Genomic DNA, 18335 nt, shown 5'->3' on the forward strand with positions numbered 1-18335 from the left:
CTTGGTTGTGATGCCAGCGTGTGTTTACAAGTTTTCGGCTGATGGGACTAATTAGGTTGGGCTGCCCCTAAGGGTTTAATACTCCGTGCAGTGCATCGCTCATTTCTTTGATTCGGTAGGGCTTGGGAACTACTGCTTTGAACGAGGAGTTCTTGTAGTTGGACATGACGTTAGACGTGGTGTAGCCGCTGGATGCGATGGCGATTAGATCGGGATCATACTTGATTAGGATGTTGGCGGCTTCTTCGCCTCCCATGCCGCCAGGAACAGTGAGGTCAAATACGCAAGCGTCGAAGGGGGCTCCTGCTTCTTTGGCTGCTTTATAGGCGGCGATTGCTTCGTCTCCATTTGTGGAATATTCGACTTGGTAGCCTAGTAATGTGAGGATTTCTCCGGCAACCATCATCATGGCTTCCATGTCGTCCATGATCAGGATGCGACCTTTGCCGCGATGGATGGTTTCTTTCGCGGGCTTTTTCGACTCTTTGGTGATGGGCTTTTGAGGGGCTGTGAGCAGATGTGGGCTCTTGGGTAAGTAGACTCGGAAAGTAGAGCCTTTACCGAGAGTTGATTCTGCTGTGATGGTGCCTTTATGTGAGTGAATGATTGAGTAAGAGGAGGCGAGCCCAAGTCCGTTGCCTCGTTCTTTGGTTGTAAAGTAGGGGTCGAAGATTTTTTTGAGGTTTTCGGGGGAGATGCCAGTCCCGTTATCGTTGACTTCGATGCAGACATACTGGCCAGAGTTGAGTGTGGGGACTTCGGCGTGGCGCACATGTAGATTGCGTATGTGGATGTGTATATTACCGCCCTCGGGCATTGCTTGGTCGGCATTGATGATGAGGTTGTTGACGACTTGGCTGATTTGCCCCTTGTCGGCATCCACGGCCCATAGGTCTTCGTCCTTTTCAACACTGCATTTTACGTTGGAGCCGCGCAGGATGAATTGGGCCGATTCTTCAACCATCTCGGATACTGTGGTGACTTCCAGCACGGGTGCGCCGCCTTTGGAGAAGGAGAGTAGTTGCTGCGTGAGTGACTTGGCTTGTAGTGCGGCTTTCTCTGCGGCCACTAGCTTTGTCGAATGCTTATGTCCTTCGTCGAGTTCGATTCGAACCATCGAGATGTTGCCCAATATCGAGGTTAACATGTTGTTGAAATCGTGGGCAATGCCGCCTGCCAATAGGCTGATTGAGTTGAGTTTTTCGGCCTGGAACAACTCGTCTTCTGTCTTTTTTTGCTGGGTGATGTCGCGCAATACGGTGACGCATCCGTGACGGTGGCCTTCATCGTCGAGAATACAACGTGTCTCGGCGGTGACATTGAGGGTCTTGCCATCGGCTCTCTCTAGTTGAATGCCGAGCTTGGAGGGGATTTCCGCAAAGTTCGGGTCCACTAGAGCGGAGGTGGGGTCTTTGATCTTTTTGCCAGTTTTGGGGTGTTTGAGTTTGAGCACATCTTCCAGTGGACGTCCGTTTGCTTCTTTATTGGATACACCGACGAGTCGGGCTGCCTCGTCGTTGAGGCGTTCTACGAGTCCGTGCTGGTCGGTGGCTATGACGGCGTCGGCGATGGAATCGAGGGTGACGGAGAGGCGCTCCTTTTCGCGCTTTAGGGCCTGTTCGGCGTGTCGGCGCTGTGTGATGTCGCGTAGTATGACGAGTAGTGCGCTTTCGCCTTCCCAGATGAGATCGACTGCGGATAGCTCGACTATGCGGGTGAGGTCGTTCTGATCTGGGATTTCAAGCTCGGTGACTTCGCTGGCTTGCACCTCGAAGGGGAAAATTTCTCCGACGAGTTGATTGGGATCGGCTTCAAGTAGGCTACCGGCGGCGGGGTTGAGGAATTTTATCTCATATGCCTGAGTCAGTATGAGCATGGCGTCGGTGTTTGCATCGAATATCCGTCGCAGTAGTGATTCGCGATATTGTATTTCCGCAGTGTGTGCCTCCAAACGATGGAGTAGGTTGGCTCGCTCGATGGCGTATCGTATGGAGCGGCGTAATACTTCGCTGTTTAGCCGATCTTTATTTAGATAGTCCTGTGCGCCGACTTTGAGGGCTTCGAGTGAGAGTTCCTCATCGTCGTCGCCTGTCAGAACGATAATAACCTCGCCAGTGGAGGCGTCCATAATGGAGCTCAGTGTGTGGATTCCCCGGCTGTCGGGTAAGCTTAGGTCGAGTAGGACCAGATCGTAGTGTTGGGCCTTTAGTTGTGTAATACCATCGGCCAGCCGCTTTACGACGGTCATTGTGAAATCCAGTCTCGATAGGTCGAGATACTCTGCAACGAGATCGGCATCTGCTGCATTGTCTTCAAATAGTAGTATTTGGATCGTCTTGGATTCGGCAGTCGGCATGATAAGCGTCGGTTGTATATTTTTGTAGATCTTTGGTCAATCAGCCTCTAAGCCAAGCTTTGAGCGTCCGCTTTATCAAGTGCGACATAAAAAGTGCTGCCTTGTCCATAGTTGGATTCGAACCAAATGAGTCCCCGGTGTTGTTCGGCAATTTTTTTACAGACGGCGAGGCCTATGCCAGAGCCGTCGAATTCGTCGCGAGTATTGAGGCGACGAAAGAGATTGAAGAGCATCTCGTGATGATCTGGGTGAATTCCGATGCCTTGATCTTCGATGCTGATGATCCATTTGCCTGGGGCATCCGCCTGCTCGCCGTCTTTGAAGGTGACACGCACGCGGGGAGGCTTTTCTGGTCGATTGAACTTAATCGCATTGGCAATCAGATTCTGAAATAGGCGGGTGAGGCGCACGCTATCGCCTATCACGATGGGGGCGTGGTCGATGGCGACGGTCACTTCGGCTCGCGTGTCGCGGATGTTGGCTCCCAAGTTGTCGATCGCGTGTGCTAGGATATCATCCAGGGCGAGGGGTTCGAAATCTTTTCCTGATTTATCTAAGCGTGCGTAACTCAGCAGGTCTTCGATCAGTGAGCGCATCCGATCGGCACCATCGCATGCGTATTTGATATAGCGACGAGCCCGGTCGTCCAGTGCTTCTGGAGAGCGTTCTTGCAGGAGACGTAGGTAGCTCGTGATCATGCGCAAAGGCTCGCGCATGTCGTGTGAGGCGATTGAAGCGAAATTCGCGAGCTCGGCATTGGCGCTGCGCACTTCTGCGAGGACTGATTCTGAGCGCTTTTCTACTTCGACGGAGCTTTCTGGAAGTGGCTGTAATAACCCGCACATATGAATCGTGGGTTCACCCGGCAGGCGACAAGGGCGAGCGGAGAGTTTGAAGCCGGAGCTGCGTCCATTCGTGGTTTTTTCGAGGTGCAGACTGAGCTCCAAGGGCTGGTTCGAGTTACGTGCCGTGTCCAGTGCATCCAGAAAATTTTCGTGCTGCGACTCTTCGATCTGCATCAGAAATTCTGTTAGATCCTCGAGCGTGTCTGTGGCTCGTAGGCCAAGTAGCGTCTTACTGTGAGCGTCGCATTCGATACGGTCGTTGCCGTCGAGTTGCCAAAATCCGACACCGCTCACATCGAGTGCATTTTGGAGCGCAATCAATTGGTTGTGAATTTTTGGGAGCGTATCAATTTCCATCGAGGTATGAGTGGTTTCATTAGAAATTATGATAGGAATGCTGTTCGCGGCAACTTATTATACGATGGCATTTGCCTCGATTGAGCTATGATTGGCCGAATTTGCAGCGATTTTGATGATTTGAGTGGTTTGGATTAAGCTCCGCTAACTAAACTGATTAGCCTAATTGATTAGCTTAGCTAAATGAAATAAAAATCTTGATTAGTCGGACTAATTTGAAAGACTGCTCTCAACTTTGGTTAGTATAGAGGGTAGTAGTTGGCTCGAGCGTTTGGTAGGCGCTCGAGCCTTTACGTATAAGGAGGGCTGGATTGGGCTTGATTCATACTTGCTAGCAGTCGTCGAGATACCTTTAGTTATATCTTAATTGCCTCATATTGATCGTTCCCGTTGTGGGATTATCACTCATATATTTCATGCCGAAATCAGTATCAAAAGCGACTTGCCAACTCAAACCATCCACACGCTTAGCGCTTCTGCGCTCGCTGTGGCGTAGTCGTTTAGGCGACCTACGAGAGCAGAGTCTTATTCGGCAAGGGAAAGGTTGGTTCCATATCTCAGGGATGGGGCACGAGGCGCTGGCCGCGATCGCGCTTTCGATGGAGCCGGATGATTATGCGTTTCCTTATTATCGGGATCGTGCTTTTTGCCTTCAACGTGGTATGGCGGATCGCGATATGGCGCTTGCCTTTTACGCAAAGCGGGACTCTTCCAGTGGCGGACGGCAGCTGACGGGGCACTTTAGTGATCGAGCACTTAATATTTGGAGTCATCCATCGCCGGTCGGGGCGCATTTGCTACCGGCTTGTGGGGCGGCTTGGGGGATGCAGTTAGACGGTAAAAATGGCGTCGTCTATGCCTCGCTGGGGGAGGCGTCCGCACGACAAGGCGATTTCTTTGAGGCAGTGTGCTTTGCTAAAGAACGTAAATTACCTGTGGTTTTTGTTGTCGAAGACAATCGCATTGCGATTAGCACCTCCACTACGCGCACGAATCCAATTGCACTTGGTGTATTGAATCCAGATGAGTGGGCACGGGTGGACGGTAGCGATGTCGAAGCTGTTGCGGCGGCGGGACAATCTGCCGTGGCGCACGCACGCGCAGGTCATGGGCCTGCATTTATTTGGTGTGATGTGGAGCGTTTTTCCAATCATTCAAGTGCAGATGATCAGCGAATGTATCGCGGAGCCGATGAGCTCGAGTCGATGCATGAGCGTGACCCGATTGCAGTTTTCCAGCGGCGTATGATTCAGGACGGTCTTTTGACTGAGGCGAGTGCACAGGCTCTGGAGGAGGAGATTCGCGAGGAGATTCGTGCGGCCTATCGTGATGCCGGTGCTCAGCAGGACCCATTGGCGGAAGAGTGTAATTCACACTTAATGGGCGAACTGACCACACCCGATTCTATGCCGGAGCTGGAGCTTGGTCAGTCGTGTCGTATGTTAGACGCGGTTAATCAGACTTTTCATCGTGCGATGGACACGATGCCCGAGCTTGTGTTCTTCGGTGAGGATATAGAGGACCCGAAGGGCGGCGTCTTTAATTTGACAAAAGGGCTGTCTAAGAAAGATCCCTTGAGGGCGGTCAATTCCCCGCTGGCAGAGTCCACGATCATGGGGGTCTCTGTGGGATTAGCTTCGTATGGTAAGCGTCCTTGTTTTGAAATCCAGTTTGTCGATTTTATTTATCCGGGCTGGAATCAATTGGTTTCCAATATGGCGACACTTCGTTGGCGTAGCTTCGGGCATTGGAAATGTCCGCTTGTTATCTACGCACCTTGTGGTGGCTATCTTCCTGGTGGCGCTCTATGGCATAGTCAATCGGGCGAGGGCTCCTTCGCGCGGGTGCCGGGGATTCGAGTGGTCGTGCCTTCCACACCAGCCGACGCTGCAGGCCTTTTCTGGACCGCGCTACATGGTGAGGATCCCACCATCATTTTATTGCCCAAACATTTGATGTGGGCAGAGCAAGCGCTCACAGCCGTGACTCCAGTGCCACTCGGTGTGGCGCGCACTGTGCGTGAAGGTTTACTTGTGACACTGGTGACCTGGGGTAATTGCGTGGAATTAGTCCAAGAGGCCCTCGACTCGATGGACGCGGAACTGGATGTTGAATTGATGGATCTGCGTTCCATTCAACCGTGGGATCGTGAGGCGATTGCTGATTCGATCCATAAGACCGGCCGTTTGATGATCGTTCAGGAAGATAATATTAGTGGCAGTGTCGGGCAAACGATCATCGCTGAGATGTGTGGCCGACATGATGTTCTGAGCCGCCTTAAGAGCCCGCCGGTGATCGTTTCTAAGTCAGACGTGCATATTGGTTTTAATCCTATATACGAATACGCAGCCTTGCCTGACTGCGAACGAATTGTCGCCGCACTTGAGCGACTGCTAGCTTCTACTTTACAATCTGCGCTCGATCAGGTGACGTCCCCAACTCCTGCGAGTGCCCAAATTACGAATACAGCTGCTATGATTACTTCGGAAGAATCTGCTCCCACTACATCCAGCAAAATGATTACAGTGCCGATTTTAGGTGAAGGCATTCGGGTGGCACGCGTCGTTTCTATTCTGAAGCAGAGCGGCGATACGGTGAAAGCAGATGATGCCCTATGTGAGGTTGAAACTGACAAGGCTGTGTTCCCTATCGAATGCGATGAAGATGGTGTGCTCGGTGACTGGCTGATCTCGGAGGAGGATGAAGTTGAAGTCGGGCAGGATCTGGTGCCGCTTCGTATTGCGGGCGGTTCTCATGTCTCTGCTGGTGCGCAGCCTGTAGTGTCGGAGGCGGTCGCATCAAATACCGACAGCTCTGCTGCAATTCCGTACGAAGCGCTGAAGCGAACCGGTGGGCTCTCACAGGAAGCGGTGAAGCAGTTACAAGGCATTGTGCCAGCTACAATTGAAGTGACGTGCCGCTGGGAGACCGTCCGAGACGCCCGTTTGCGTAGTAAGAAGACGCCTGGAGGCACTCTTTCGACCGCAGCTATGTCAGCGTGGGCAGTGATCCAAGCTATGAAGAAGCATGAGCGCTTTGCCTCCGTAATACGCGGTAACGATCTCGTCTATGATCCTGACCGTTTTGACCTTGGAGTTGCGGTCGCATTGCCCGGAGATGCTCTTGAGACTGCTGTAGTTAAGCAGGTGAATTCACTGGAGTGGGATGCCTTTCCAGCCGTATTTAACGAAGCACTACGTCGCACCCGGCATGGTGAAGTGGATTCCAAGAATCGAGTGCCCTTGAGCATTTCAAGTATGGGGGCGTATAACGTGCGTTCGGCGATTCCCATTGTTGTGCCACCCTCACTGGCGACACTTTTTATCGGAGCTCCGTATTTACTGCCGGATCCGAAATCGAAAACTGGGGGGACGATGGAAGTGGCTTCTTTGGTGCTGACTTTTGATCATCGTTGGGTCAATGGTGTTGGCGCAGCGGCATTTCTGTCAGATGTGCGCAAGGGGATCGAACGTTTCGATTTAGTTTAATATCCTTGTTGGAGTCGTTTGAGGTCGGTAAAGGAGGGCTCTGTTGGGCCTTAGCTTACTTTGTCGTACCTAAAACGCTCAATGTTTGTAGTGCGTGCGAAGGTCCTCAGCATCACTGTGACTAATTTGGATACACCTTCCAGTTCTTCCGGAGGCAGTGCGCCGTTGTCTACGATCTGGCTAAAGCATGGTAAGTGTTCGGTTAATTCCTTATTACTCGTGCGTTTAAACCCCATTTTGTATTGAGGAAAGTCGCGGTGCTCGATCGCTTTGCTTGACATGAGAGTCACACCACGATGCCTCGGGTCTTTTGAGATTTTCTTGTAGAGCGCTTTAGTGGCATCTTCCGGGCCCTCAATGATTTGGATGATGTTGTTATCTGAGTGGAGTAAAAGCCCCGTAATGCCGCGTGCTTCATTACGCTTTTGAGATTCCGAAAGTAGTTCTAGTAAAGCACTTTCAGTGAGAGTGGTTTCAGCTGTGCTTATATAGATAATTTGATGGAGTTTTTCTTCCATAACGATCCTGTCATGCGCAAGGATTCGTAAAATAGTGTATAGACTTGCTTTGTCAATTCTTCTGGTAGTGCTTTAACTCGACTCTATTATTAAATGACCCACTTATATTCCTATGACTACCCGCTGTAAGCATTGTGCCACACCTTTCGCTGAAAGTTCAGGTGTTGATGGCTTTTGTTGTGCTGGTTGCCGGCAGGTCTATCAGTTAATTCAGCAGGAGGGGCTCGGAGATTATTATCGCAAACAAGATCGCGTGGCTCAGCCGCTTAAAGATCGTGTGTTAACTGATGTGGACGTTCAGGCGCTCCGTCGTTCCCAGTCGGAGCTTGAATCCAGTGCTGAGTCCGTGCGTGCAGTTTTCGAAGTTGAAGGTATGTCATGCATGGGCTGCGCTTGGTTGATTGAGCGTCTCGCTTGTAATCAGGCTAGTTGTAGCCAAGCAGTTGCTAGTTTGTCGCAACATACACTTACGCTTGAGTGGCGTCGCGCTGATTTCGATCTATCAGCACTCGGCTCTGAGTTGTTTAAATTTGGCTATCGAATGAGCTCCACGCCAATGGCGCCTGCTGCGAGTTCACGTCTGTCACCTTTGGCCTTGCGCTTTTTGCTAACTTTAGTGTTCACCGTAAATGCAGCTATTTTGGCTGCTTACCAACAGTTTGCTACATCCGCGGTAGGCGAGGGGGGCGCTCTGTTGGGCTTACTGAGCTTGATCTGTCTCTGCTTCACTCTACTGCTGGGCGCTGCACCCTTTTTTCTTTCGAGTTATCGGGCGATCCAAATTCGCCGTTGGCATAGTGATTGGGTGCCCGTGGCGATGATTTTGGCGCTGAGCGCACTTGTTGCTTACCAATGCATTTTCTCTGTCCTAGTGCTTAGCCTCGGATGCTTTTGGATCGCTTCATTGGTGTGTGTGCTGATCGGCGCTCGGTGGCTGGGAGCCTTTATTTCAACACGATAACATGCGAGTTCGTTTATCTTACTCATTGCGACTTTTTTCTTTTGTAACAAGCTACTGATATGCTCGAAGGTATTACCGCAGGCTTCATCTTTTCTCTCACGCTTTTTCCTGGCGCGGTGTGGCTGGCCAAAGTGGGTGTGAGTGGAACGAGGAGGCAGGTTGTGGCAGTCGGTGCTGGCTTTTGGCTCTCGCACCTCTTTTGGTTGTTGGTCGCAGTGCCCGGTTTGAGGATGATGTCGGCGCATCTACCGTTTATTCGCTTCGGTATGCATTTGTTTGCTGCCTTTGTGCTCGTATATATGGCGTTCAAATTCTTTCGTTCCAAACGTGTCGAACGAGTCGATGATGCGCCTGTGCTACCAGGGACGTGGGATTTGCTGCACCGGTCCTTCGGTCAATCATTGGCGATGCCAATGCGCTTGCCTGCGGCGATGGCCATCTTACTTGCGACTGGCGCCTATATCAATCATCCTCCCGAGTGGGCTGTCGTGCCCGGTGTCCTATTCGGGGCGTTTATTGGCGTCACGTGGTGGTGGGGGCAGTTTGTCGTCCTATCGGTTTATTTTGCCAAGCGAGTGCCACAGCCCATCACAATCAAGTCGTTAAACAAAATTCGTCCATTCTGTGCCGTGCTCTGCCTTTGCCTATCCGGCATCGTGCTGTATCTTGGCCTGTGAGGGGATCAAGTGCACATCGCGTTGTGGGAAGGGGATGTTGATCTTTGCATCTTTTAATGCACGAAAGACGGCTAGGTTAATTTGGTAGCGCGTTTGGTGGTAGGTTTGGGTGGGCACCCAAACGCGGTAGCCGATGTTGATCGCGGAGTCGCCGAAGTCTTCGATCCCGACGTCGGGCTCGCGCTCGGGCGCGATGCCTTCGATTTCTTTGACGGCTGTGGCGATGCATTGGATCGCTTGTTCGGGATCGGCGCTGTAATCGATGCCCACGACGGCTTCGACTACTTTGAACTCGTAGGAGTTGGTGAAAATTTCGCCTAATACCTTGCGGTTGGGAATGGTGATGCGTTCTTCGTCTTCGTTGATTAACTGGGTGTTGCCGAGGTTGACGCTATCGACGATGCCGCAGAGTCCATTGAGTGTGAGTGTGTCGCCAACGACAAAGGGGCGGGTGATAATCAGCACGACGCCGGCGCCGTAATTGGAAATGGGGCCTTGGACTGCTAGGCTTAAACCGAAGGCGCTGGCACCGATGAGGGCGATCAGGGGGGTGATTTCAATGTTTGCCTTGCTGAGTGCCATGATCAGCGCGAAGGAGATGATGATGACTTTTGTGGCGCCCGCGAAGAAGCGCGCGAGTGTGGGGTCGAGCTCTTTCTTTTCGCAGATTTTAAGGATGAGATTGGCGACGCGTTTCCCGATCCAAATGCCTAGGATGAGAATTAGTACGGCCATGAATAGGCGCATGCCGTTTTCTACAAAGTAGAGGATCAGTTTGTTTTTAAGCTCTTCGAGTTGTTGCAGTTCTTCTTGCATATTCAGATGGAGTCTTCGAGTCCGGACCACCAGTCATCGGAGGTGCGCAGGTTTGCGGGTTGATGTCCGGCGGCTTTTAATTCGCGCAGTGTGAGGGAGCGGTTGCGCTTGGCGAGTCTTTGTCCGGTGGTATCGCAGAGCAGGGGAGTGTGGTAGAACTCGGGGGCTTTTAGGCCGAGGGCCTGGTAGAGCAGCAGCTGTTGGGCGGTGGAGATGAGTAGGTCTTCGCCACGCACGACTTCGCTGATTTGCATGGCGGCATCGTCGACCACCACTGCGAGCTCATAGGCGGGCACGCCGTCCTTTCGCCAGACGAGGAAGTCGCCGAAGTCGCGCAAGCAGGTAAAGGCGCAGGGGCCTAGGCGGCCATCGTCGAACTCGATGCATCGTTCGTCGGGCACGCGAAAGCGCCAATTGGTGTCGCCGGGGCTGTCGGCCGCCTGACCGGTGCCGAGTGGTGGGCGCCAGCTTTCGGGGTAGATGGGCTCGCTGGCCTCTTCTTCGGGGTGGGGGGCTTGTGCGGCGCGGGCGACATCTTTGCGTGATTTATCGCAGGGGTAAATGTAGCCGGCGTCTTTTAAGCGCGCCCATGCTTGCAGGAACAATGTGTGACGCTCGCTCTGGCGGTAGGGGCCGGTGGGGCCGCCCACATCGGGGCCTTCGTCCCAGTCGCAGCCAAACCAGCGCAGGTCTTCGATGGCTCCTTGGGAGAATTCTGGTTTGCAGCGTTGTGGATCCAGATTCTCATCGCGGAAGATGAGTTGACCGCGGGCTTCTCTGGCGCGTTCCATTGCGATCCAAAAGGTGCGTGCATGGCCCAAGTGCAGATAGCCAGTCGGTGTGGGTGCAATGCGTCCTCGGTAGGTCGAACTCATGAGGCAAATGCTAGCGCGGGATGTGTTGTGTTCACAAGCTTAGTGTGTGGGTGGATGTCGTTTTTTTAGGCATTGAGTTAATTTGACCGAACTTAAAATCCGGTGAAACAAGTTGAGCTATTATGCGCTCTGTTTAGTCTTTGGGTCTTTGTGAAGAAATTTCGCTACATACGCATACTGGTTCGGCTGTTGGTTTATGGTTTGATTGGTCTCTGCGCTTTATGGGGCACCAGTATTTGGTGGCTCCCTCGCGCTATGCCCACCTTGCTGCGTTGGGGGGACGTGGAGGTGCGCTCGGTGCAGCGTTTGGAGTCGGGGCGGCTGTTATTTACGGAGCTGGGCTATGCTAGGGATTCGTTTCGCTGCTCGCTGGGGCGCTTGGAGGTGCCTTCGCTGCAGCAATATTTGTGGGAACGCTTGGGCGGAGATTTTTCGTCTGCCTCTTTGTTGGAGGTGGATACTTTGCGGGTTGAGTTGAGCGAGGGCTCATCCGCGGAGCCGGCCGAGTCGGAGCCGGTGGATGTGGTTTCCACGGTGCGGCAAGCGCGTGAGGCCTTGCGGACCTATGGGCAATGGCTGCCTCCGCTGAAGTTGAATGATTTACAGGTCCACGCGTCGGATGGAGCCGCGATATTCGAGCTGCCTAGGTTGACGTTGAGCGATTGGCAACTGGCCGCGGTCGTTGAGTCGGTGCGCTTGCCAGACTTGCTGGATCAGGTGGAGCTGCGGGCTGCGTTGGAGCCGAACGCGGACTGGACGGCACTGGTGACGGCTCCCGCTGCGGGACTAGAGTTGGACTTATCACTGGAGCCTCGTCCGGAAGAGTTGGATGTGAGTTTTGAATTCCGTCGCGCGGGGGAGCGTGCTGTGGGCTTGGTTTCGTTTTCGGAGGGGGAACGGTTGCCGGTGCGGGCAGCACTTCAGTCGGAGCGGTTTGCGATCGATCCTGAATGGTTACCCTCTGCGGTGGCCATGCAATGGCAAGGCGGGGCGCTTACAGGCGTTGATTTTCGTTGGGAAGCCGGGCGATACATGGGCAGGCTACAACTTGAGGGTGTGGTGCAGGCGCGAGATCAGGACTCGATTACAATGACGGGGGGCATGGAGTTTTCGGGTGATTTAGAACGCTTGCGGCTGGAGGTACTGCAACTGGCTGCGGGCTGGGGGCAGTTGCGTTTACGTCAGCCTTTGGAAATGAATCTAGCAGATGGCAGTGTGGCTGAGCGGGCTGAATTTCAGGCCAGTGTCGACTTATCACAGCAGGCCTTCTTGCCTGCAGGCGGCCAGATCGAGGCCAGTCTGAGTGTGGCGCCCTCGTTGAGTGCGGGGCCGAACGTGCTGTTCAATTTAAATGCCAAGGATTTGATTTACGATCGCTATCAGGTGGCACAGGTGGATGTGGCGGGGCGCTGGGAAGGTTCCGTCTTGCGGGTGGATGAGGCCGTGCTGCAGCCCTTGGCGTCGGACGCGGGGGTGGTGGACTTGAGCGGGCAGGCTGACCTGTCCACCCTGTCGCTTGATTTCGAATACAGTGTCGCGCTCGCTTCAGAGTGGCTGAATACGATGGTGGCTCCGCTTGCGCTTTCGGATGGGTTGAAGACCCGTGGGCGGATTGGTGGAGACTGGCAGCGCCCTATGATTGTGGGGGACTTGGAGCCACTTACGGTGGAGTATCCGGGCGTGACGCCCATCAGCTTGTCGGGGAGCTACCAGAGTGAGGGTTGGCAACAATGGACTGTGGCTGGCTCGGCGACAGCCGCGGGTGCGGTGATCGAGGCATCCTTCGTGACTCGGCTTGAGGAGGGACGTGTGTCGCTGGATCTCAGTCGCTTCGTGTGGGTGGACCCCGTGCGTCCGACACTAGAGCTGCAGGCGCCCGCACATTTTAGCTATCGATATTCCGGGGATGCGGATTTCCCAGAATCGCGATTTATAGCTGAGCGCTTTCACTTGCAGGGGCCAGAGTTAGATATCGAAGTTGGCTGGAATCCGGCCACGGGCTTGGAGCTAAGCTTGCGCAATGTTACATTACAACGCTTGGGGCGTTGGGTGGCTCGAGACTTGCCCTCGCTCACCATCGAATCGGTGGAGCTGTCCATTTCTGATTTGCGGCCGCATTTGTTGGGGTCCTTTGGGGTGCACTTGGAAACGCGAGCCGTCGGCGAGGAGCTGCCCCTGCGTGTAGATGTCGAGCTTGAGTTGAGCCCCGAAGGTCTCGTCGCGGATACCGTGCAGTTGCAATTTGCGGAGGCTCCCTTGCTACAAGGTTCGATCCGCGCGCCTGTGCGGTTGCAATTGCCAGTGGCGAGTGAAGCATTTTGGACGGTATTAGATCGCGGAGATTTGGCCGCGAGTTTGACCGGTTCCGTGACGCCCAGCTTTGCAAAATGGTTGTCGCAGCATTTCGGTTTGAAGCTCAGTGAGGCGGCGCTGAACATGCAAGTGGGCGGCCGGATGGAGCAGCCTACGGGGGTGCTGGAAGTTTCGATTGTCAGTTTGGAAACATCGTTGGAGAACGTCCCTGAGATTGATCATATTGAAATTGTGGCGCGGGCTGAAGCTGATCGTGTTCAAGTTGAGCAGTTCAAATTTATCGTGAATCAGAGTGAGGTGACGGGGCGCTTGAGCGTGCCGACCGCGGGGCTGATCACTGCACTCACCGGGAGCTTGGAGGCTCGCAAGGCATGGCTCTCGGCGGGAAGCGGGCGAATCGAGCTGAGGGATTGGCAAGCCGAAAACTGGGTGGATTATTTGCCCCCGATAATGCGGCGTAGCGGACGTGTGAGCGGTTCCTTAGACCTGCAGCCCGATTGGAATTTGACGGGGCGTTTATCCTTTCAAGACTTCGCCCTGCGCCCGACAGAATCATTACCTTCGGTGGATTTGATCCGTGGCGAGCTAGAATTGGCGGAACGTCGCTTTACGGCAAAAGAGGCCTCGGCGCAAGTGGGGGGCAGTCCAGTGAGCTTTACCGGTTGGTTGGATGCAGGCGATCTGGATCGTCCGCTGTGGGAGTTTCACGTGCACGGGCTGAATGTGCCTTTGGTGCGAACCACAGATATGATTTTGCGCAGTGATTTGGATGTGCAGGCCAGCCATACCAATCATGACGAGACCGCGATCGTTCAGGGTAATTTAAACTTACGCTCGAGCACCATGCTGGTGGAATTTGATCCGCTCGCACCGAGCGTGGAAAGTGGGCCGCAGTCAAAGCCTCCCTATTTTTCGATTCGTGAGCCGGCGATTGCAGACTGGCGTTTTGATCTTAAAATTGTCGGAGATTCGTTTATGCGGGTGCGCAGTCCCTATTTTCGCACGCAGTTAACGGCCAATTTTGACTTGGGAGGCACTTTTGCAGAACCCTTATTGATCGGGACGGTGCGGACCGTGGATGGAGAGCTACGCTTTCCCGGTGCCAGAATGCGACTCACTAGCGGCGAAGCTTATATCGAGCCAGGCCAGCCGAATACGGTGCAGTTAAGTTTCAACGGTATTGCGCAAAAAGCCTCGTACATCATTACGATGGATGTGACGCAGACCCTGGAGGATCCACATGTGCAATTTCAATCCACGCCGACACTCTCGAATGCCTCAATCGTGAGACTGCTGACGACTGGTAGCACTTCTGGCGGCGGTGTGGGTTCGGTCGGGCTCTATCTGGGGCAAGGCTTGCTGGGTGCGGGCGGAATGGATGAACAGTTTTCTGATCGTTTGACGGTCGATGTCGGCGAGGAGACCAGCCGTAGCGGTCGCAATACAGTCGGGGTGCGCTATGAGTTGTCGGAAGATGTGTTTCTGGAGGGAGGCTACGATGTGTATGATGCGTATAACCTGGATTTAATTTGGAGTCTATTTAAGCGATGAGGCGGATACTACCGATTGCAATTTTGGCTCTGTTGTGGGGCAGCACTTTAATGGGACAGAGTAATCTCACGGTGTCTGGCTTGGGGTTTTTTCAAGATCGAAGCATGGATGCACGCTTGTCATTCTTGAATAATGTCGAGTCAGATGTGGCGATTGATTTGGATGCCGCCATCTTGGAAGACAGTGCATTCTTATTGTTGGAGCAAATGAAGCGAAAGGGCTATCTAGAGCCCACGATCGAGGGGCGGATGTGTGTGGGGGATACCGAGCGCTCTGTTTATTGGCAGGGAGATTATGCCATTCAACTTGAAGTCGATTTTGTCGCGGAGGCGGTTGAATTTATCATCACACCCGGGGTGTTGTCATACTACGATGCTGTTGTGGTCGATGGAGTGCATGCGATCGAAGCGAAACAAGTGGAGCGCTTTTTTATTCCCGGAGGTGTCTTATTTTCCGGCAAGAAAGCACGAGTTTTCACCTACGAGAATTTTGAGCGTCGGCAGGGGCGCCTGCTGCGAGCTTTGGATGACTTAGGCTATCGTTCCGCGCAAGTAGTGAACCAGCAGATTGACATTGATCCAGTGAGCGGGGCCGTTCAGGTAGAGCTCACGATTGAGCAGGGGCCCTTATATCAAATTGGCGAGTTAGAGATCGTGATTACGCGCGCAGGGGGTGAGCATGAGGTGCGCAAAGAGCCTGCGCAGAGAGTGGTGTTCACCCGCGAATGGGAACAGGCCAAGCGTGCGGCGCTTCGTAACGAAGCTTATCGCGCAGGCTATCCGGATGCGACAGTCAGCAGTGAGATTGTGGCTGATTCCGAAGAGCAGGCAGGTGTGATACTTCGCCATCTGCGCTATCGCGTGGACTACGGGCAGGCCGTCACGCTTCAGCAAATTGAGTTCGACGGTGATACGGCTACAAAACGTTCTGTTTTGAAGCGACAGGTTGAATTAAAGGCAGGCGAGCCGCTGGATTTAATTGCAGTGAGTGAGGCGCGGCGTCAATTGATGGGCTTAGGGATCTTTCAAGAAGTCGGTCTGCAGTTGGAGCCGACTAGCGGCGATGCCCGCTCGGTGGTGTATGCGCTCAGCCCAAGTCAGCGTAAGGAGCTACAGCTGCGAGCAGGTTGGGGTAGTTATGAACAGGCCCGGCTAGGTTTTCGCTGGGAGCACCGCAGCCCCTGGGGGCGCGCGCACCGTTACGAGGTCGAAGTGAAACAGAGCTTCAAATCGACACTCGGCGAGGCCACCTATTCGATTCCCCAGTTTTTAGGGACCGAGTTGACGACGTATCTGAATGCTGAATACAATTATCGGGAAGAGCTCTCTTTTGATCGACGTGCCCAAGGGATGGCCGTTGGCACTTCTATGCAATTGTCGGATACGGGGCTGCGCCTGGCGGTCGAGTATGGTTTTTCGCAAGAGAATGCTGATCGTCTGGATCTAGTTAGTTTTGAATCGGAAGAAGACGCTACAGTGGCGAGTGTGACTTTTAAAGCATCGCTGGACCGGCGTGATGACTTCTTAGCGCCCAGCTCCGGCTATAGCTTATATGCCAGTTTAGAAACTGCGGGACAATGGCTGGGCGGAAGCGTGAACTTTCAAAAGTTAGAGCTGGGGGGCAGCTACCATAGTTCGTTGAGTGAGAGCATACTGTTCCATGCCGGGCTGCAAGGAGGCACGATTTTTACTACCGGCGCGGCCGAGGATAATATTCCATTTAATGAGCGCTTTTTCTCGGGTGGGGAAAATTCCGTGCGTGGTTACGTCGAAGGTGGTGCTTCCCCCAGGGATTCCGGGGGCGATGAAGTGGGCTCAGAGAGTTATCTCTTACTTAATTTAGAGTTGGAACAGCGTATTTACTCTCAGCTTTCGACCGTGTTCTTTTTTGATTCTGTTTTGAATGCCCGCGACGGCTTTTTCGATCGCGAGCGGGAGGTCTTGAGCTCCATCGGCTTTGGACTTCGGTATCAGACTGTGGTGGGGCCCTTGCGCTTGGAGTATGGGCACAATTTGAATCCCAGAGATTCCGATTCGGACGGCGCGCTACATTTTTCGATCGGCTTCCCTTTTTAGCTGTGAGTATTATAAACTGTTGCGAAATGTAGGGGCTTCACTTGTGAAGACCGGCGCACCCAGGCTCGGCGCTCAAGCTCGGCGGGCGTCACGAGTGACGCCCCTACGTCTTCTTTCGCCCTTTTTAGGCGCTTACGCTTTCTCCTTGATCTTCAATGAAATGCAGGCAGTGTTTGCGACTTCCTTTCTGAGTAATTACCGTTTTTCGCGTAAATAGCTCGGATTTATATCGGACCCGGATGCGTTATTATGTTGGCCGGGCATTTCACCCACAGCAAAATAATTATGACGTTTCACGAACTTGGACTCGACGAGTCTATCCTTAAATCTATCGACGAATTCGGCTTTACAGAGCCGACACCTATTCAAGCGGGCGCGATCCCACATATTCTCGAAGGGCGCGATGTAATCGGCTCCGCGCAGACAGGCACAGGTAAAACGGCCGCCTATGCGCTGCCGATTCTGCATCGCCTCGGCGGGCACCGCGAAGGCGCCGCACCGCGTTGCTTGATTTTGGGCCCCACACGTGAGCTGGCGGCACAGGTGGAGGACCAGTTTGATTCGTATGGCAAATACTGTGCGCCTAAGTGCTGCCTGATCCACGGTGGTGTGGGCTATGGTAAGCAAATTGATGAGATCAAGGCGGGCGCCGATGTCGTGATCGCGACGCCCGGGCGTTTGCTGGACCACATTCAGCAAAAGAACTTTGACCTCAAGTCCATCGAAGTCTTGGTGCTGGATGAGGTTGATCGTATGCTCGATATGGGCTTTATCGACGATGTGCAGCGCATCATGAAGCTGTGCAATAAGAACCGGCAAACATTACTCTTTTCGGCAACTGTATCGGAGGATATTAAGCGCTTAGTCGCTAAGGGCTTAAAAGATCCCGTTGACGTGACCATTGGTATTAAGCTCACACCTGCAGAGACGGTGAAGCATGTCATTTATCCGGTGGGAGCCATGCAGAAATTTGACCTGCTGATCGCACTGATCGATCAAATGGAAATCGATAGCATGATCATTTTCTGTCGTATGAAGGTGGGCGCCGACCGCATCACACGCTGGTTGCAAGAGCGTGGCTTGAGTTGCGCGGCGATGCACTCGAATCTGCCGCAAAAGGCGCGCACTAAAGCACTACAGCAGTTTAAGGACGGCAAGATTAAGATTTTGATTGCGACGGATATTGCGTCGCGCGGTCTGGATATCGCCAACGTTACCCACGTTATTAATTACGATGTGCCGGAGCATGCCGAAGATTATGTGCACCGCATCGGCCGCACCGGCCGTGCGCAGCGTGAAGGCGATGCAGCGACGATCGTTGCGCCTGATGAGCAAGCCAAGTTGGACGCAATCGAGAAGTTTATTGATATGCAGATTCCGCAGTTGAAGTTGGAAGGCTTTAACTACTTTCATGAGCCAATCATCCGCACTTCAACGGCTGAAAAGCCACGTCGCCGCAAGCGTAATTCAGGCAGCAGCCGTTTTGGTCGTCGTCGGTAGCCA

Annotated in this window: 11 protein-coding genes; 6 read left to right on the forward strand and 5 right to left on the reverse strand. The window is 53.4% G+C overall.

All coding sequences use genetic code 11. The features are described from left to right. Nucleotides 1-67: 67 nt before the first annotated feature. The gene (locus tag SH580_RS15155) at nucleotides 68-2356 is read right to left on the reverse strand and encodes a response regulator (RefSeq protein WP_319831683.1); all 2289 of its coding nucleotides are present in this window, start codon (nucleotides 2354-2356) and stop codon (nucleotides 68-70) included. Nucleotides 2357-2403: 47 nt separating this feature from the next. Then, nucleotides 2404-3558 (reverse strand): sensor histidine kinase, encoded by a 1155-nt coding sequence (locus tag SH580_RS15160; RefSeq protein ID WP_319831684.1) that lies wholly within the window; start codon nucleotides 3556-3558, stop codon nucleotides 2404-2406. Nucleotides 3559-3974: 416 nt separating this feature from the next. On the opposite strand from SH580_RS15160, the gene SH580_RS15165 reads away from it, so the two are divergent. Then, nucleotides 3975-7046: a thiamine pyrophosphate-dependent enzyme gene (locus tag SH580_RS15165; protein ID WP_319831685.1), complete on the forward strand. Its 3072-nt coding sequence runs from the start codon at nucleotides 3975-3977 to the stop codon at nucleotides 7044-7046. A gap of 50 nt (nucleotides 7047-7096) precedes the next feature. Here SH580_RS15165 and SH580_RS15170 read toward each other — a convergent pair whose 3' ends face one another. Continuing rightward, nucleotides 7097-7564: a BLUF domain-containing protein gene (locus SH580_RS15170; protein WP_319831686.1), complete on the reverse strand. Its 468-nt coding sequence runs from the start codon at nucleotides 7562-7564 to the stop codon at nucleotides 7097-7099. Between the two features lie 112 nt (nucleotides 7565-7676). On the opposite strand from SH580_RS15170, the gene SH580_RS15175 reads away from it, so the two are divergent. Beyond that, nucleotides 7677-8525, forward strand: coding sequence for a heavy metal translocating P-type ATPase metal-binding domain-containing protein (locus SH580_RS15175; protein WP_319831687.1), 849 nt, complete (start codon nucleotides 7677-7679; stop codon nucleotides 8523-8525). Between the two features lie 59 nt (nucleotides 8526-8584). Beyond that, nucleotides 8585-9202, forward strand: coding sequence for a LysE family transporter (locus SH580_RS15180; protein ID WP_319831688.1), 618 nt, complete (start codon nucleotides 8585-8587; stop codon nucleotides 9200-9202). Here the strand turns inward: SH580_RS15180 and SH580_RS15185 are convergent. Continuing rightward, nucleotides 9170-10018 carry a mechanosensitive ion channel family protein gene (locus tag SH580_RS15185; RefSeq protein WP_319831689.1) on the reverse strand — a complete coding sequence of 283 codons (849 nt, stop codon included), beginning with the start codon at nucleotides 10016-10018 and terminating at the stop codon, nucleotides 9170-9172. The genes SH580_RS15180 and SH580_RS15185 overlap by 33 nt on opposite strands. Before the next feature lie 2 nt (nucleotides 10019-10020). Then, nucleotides 10021-10893: a glutamate--tRNA ligase family protein gene (locus SH580_RS15190; protein WP_319831690.1), complete on the reverse strand. Its 873-nt coding sequence runs from the start codon at nucleotides 10891-10893 to the stop codon at nucleotides 10021-10023. A 102-nt stretch (nucleotides 10894-10995) separates the two neighbouring features. Here SH580_RS15190 and SH580_RS15195 point away from each other — a divergent pair, with 102 nt between their 5' ends. From SH580_RS15195 to SH580_RS15205, 3 genes are all read left to right on the forward strand, one after another. Continuing rightward, a complete protein-coding gene (locus tag SH580_RS15195; protein ID WP_319831691.1) occupies nucleotides 10996-14757 on the forward strand; it encodes a translocation/assembly module TamB domain-containing protein in 3762 nt (1253 codons plus the stop codon). After that, complete coding sequence (locus SH580_RS15200; RefSeq protein WP_319831692.1) at nucleotides 14754-16832, forward strand: BamA/OMP85 family outer membrane protein; 2079 nt, start codon at nucleotides 14754-14756, stop codon at nucleotides 16830-16832. Before SH580_RS15195 ends, SH580_RS15200 begins: the two co-directional genes overlap by 4 nt. 285 nt (nucleotides 16833-17117) lie before the next feature. Then, on the forward strand, nucleotides 17118-18332 hold the full coding sequence (locus tag SH580_RS15205) for a DEAD/DEAH box helicase (protein ID WP_308948005.1): 1215 nt from the start codon (nucleotides 17118-17120) through the stop codon (nucleotides 18330-18332). Nucleotides 18333-18335: the final 3 nt, after the last annotated feature.

It is taken from the genome of Coraliomargarita algicola, from assembly GCF_033878955.1.
Taxonomy (GTDB): domain Bacteria; phylum Verrucomicrobiota; class Verrucomicrobiia; order Opitutales; family Coraliomargaritaceae; genus Thalassobacterium; species Thalassobacterium algicola.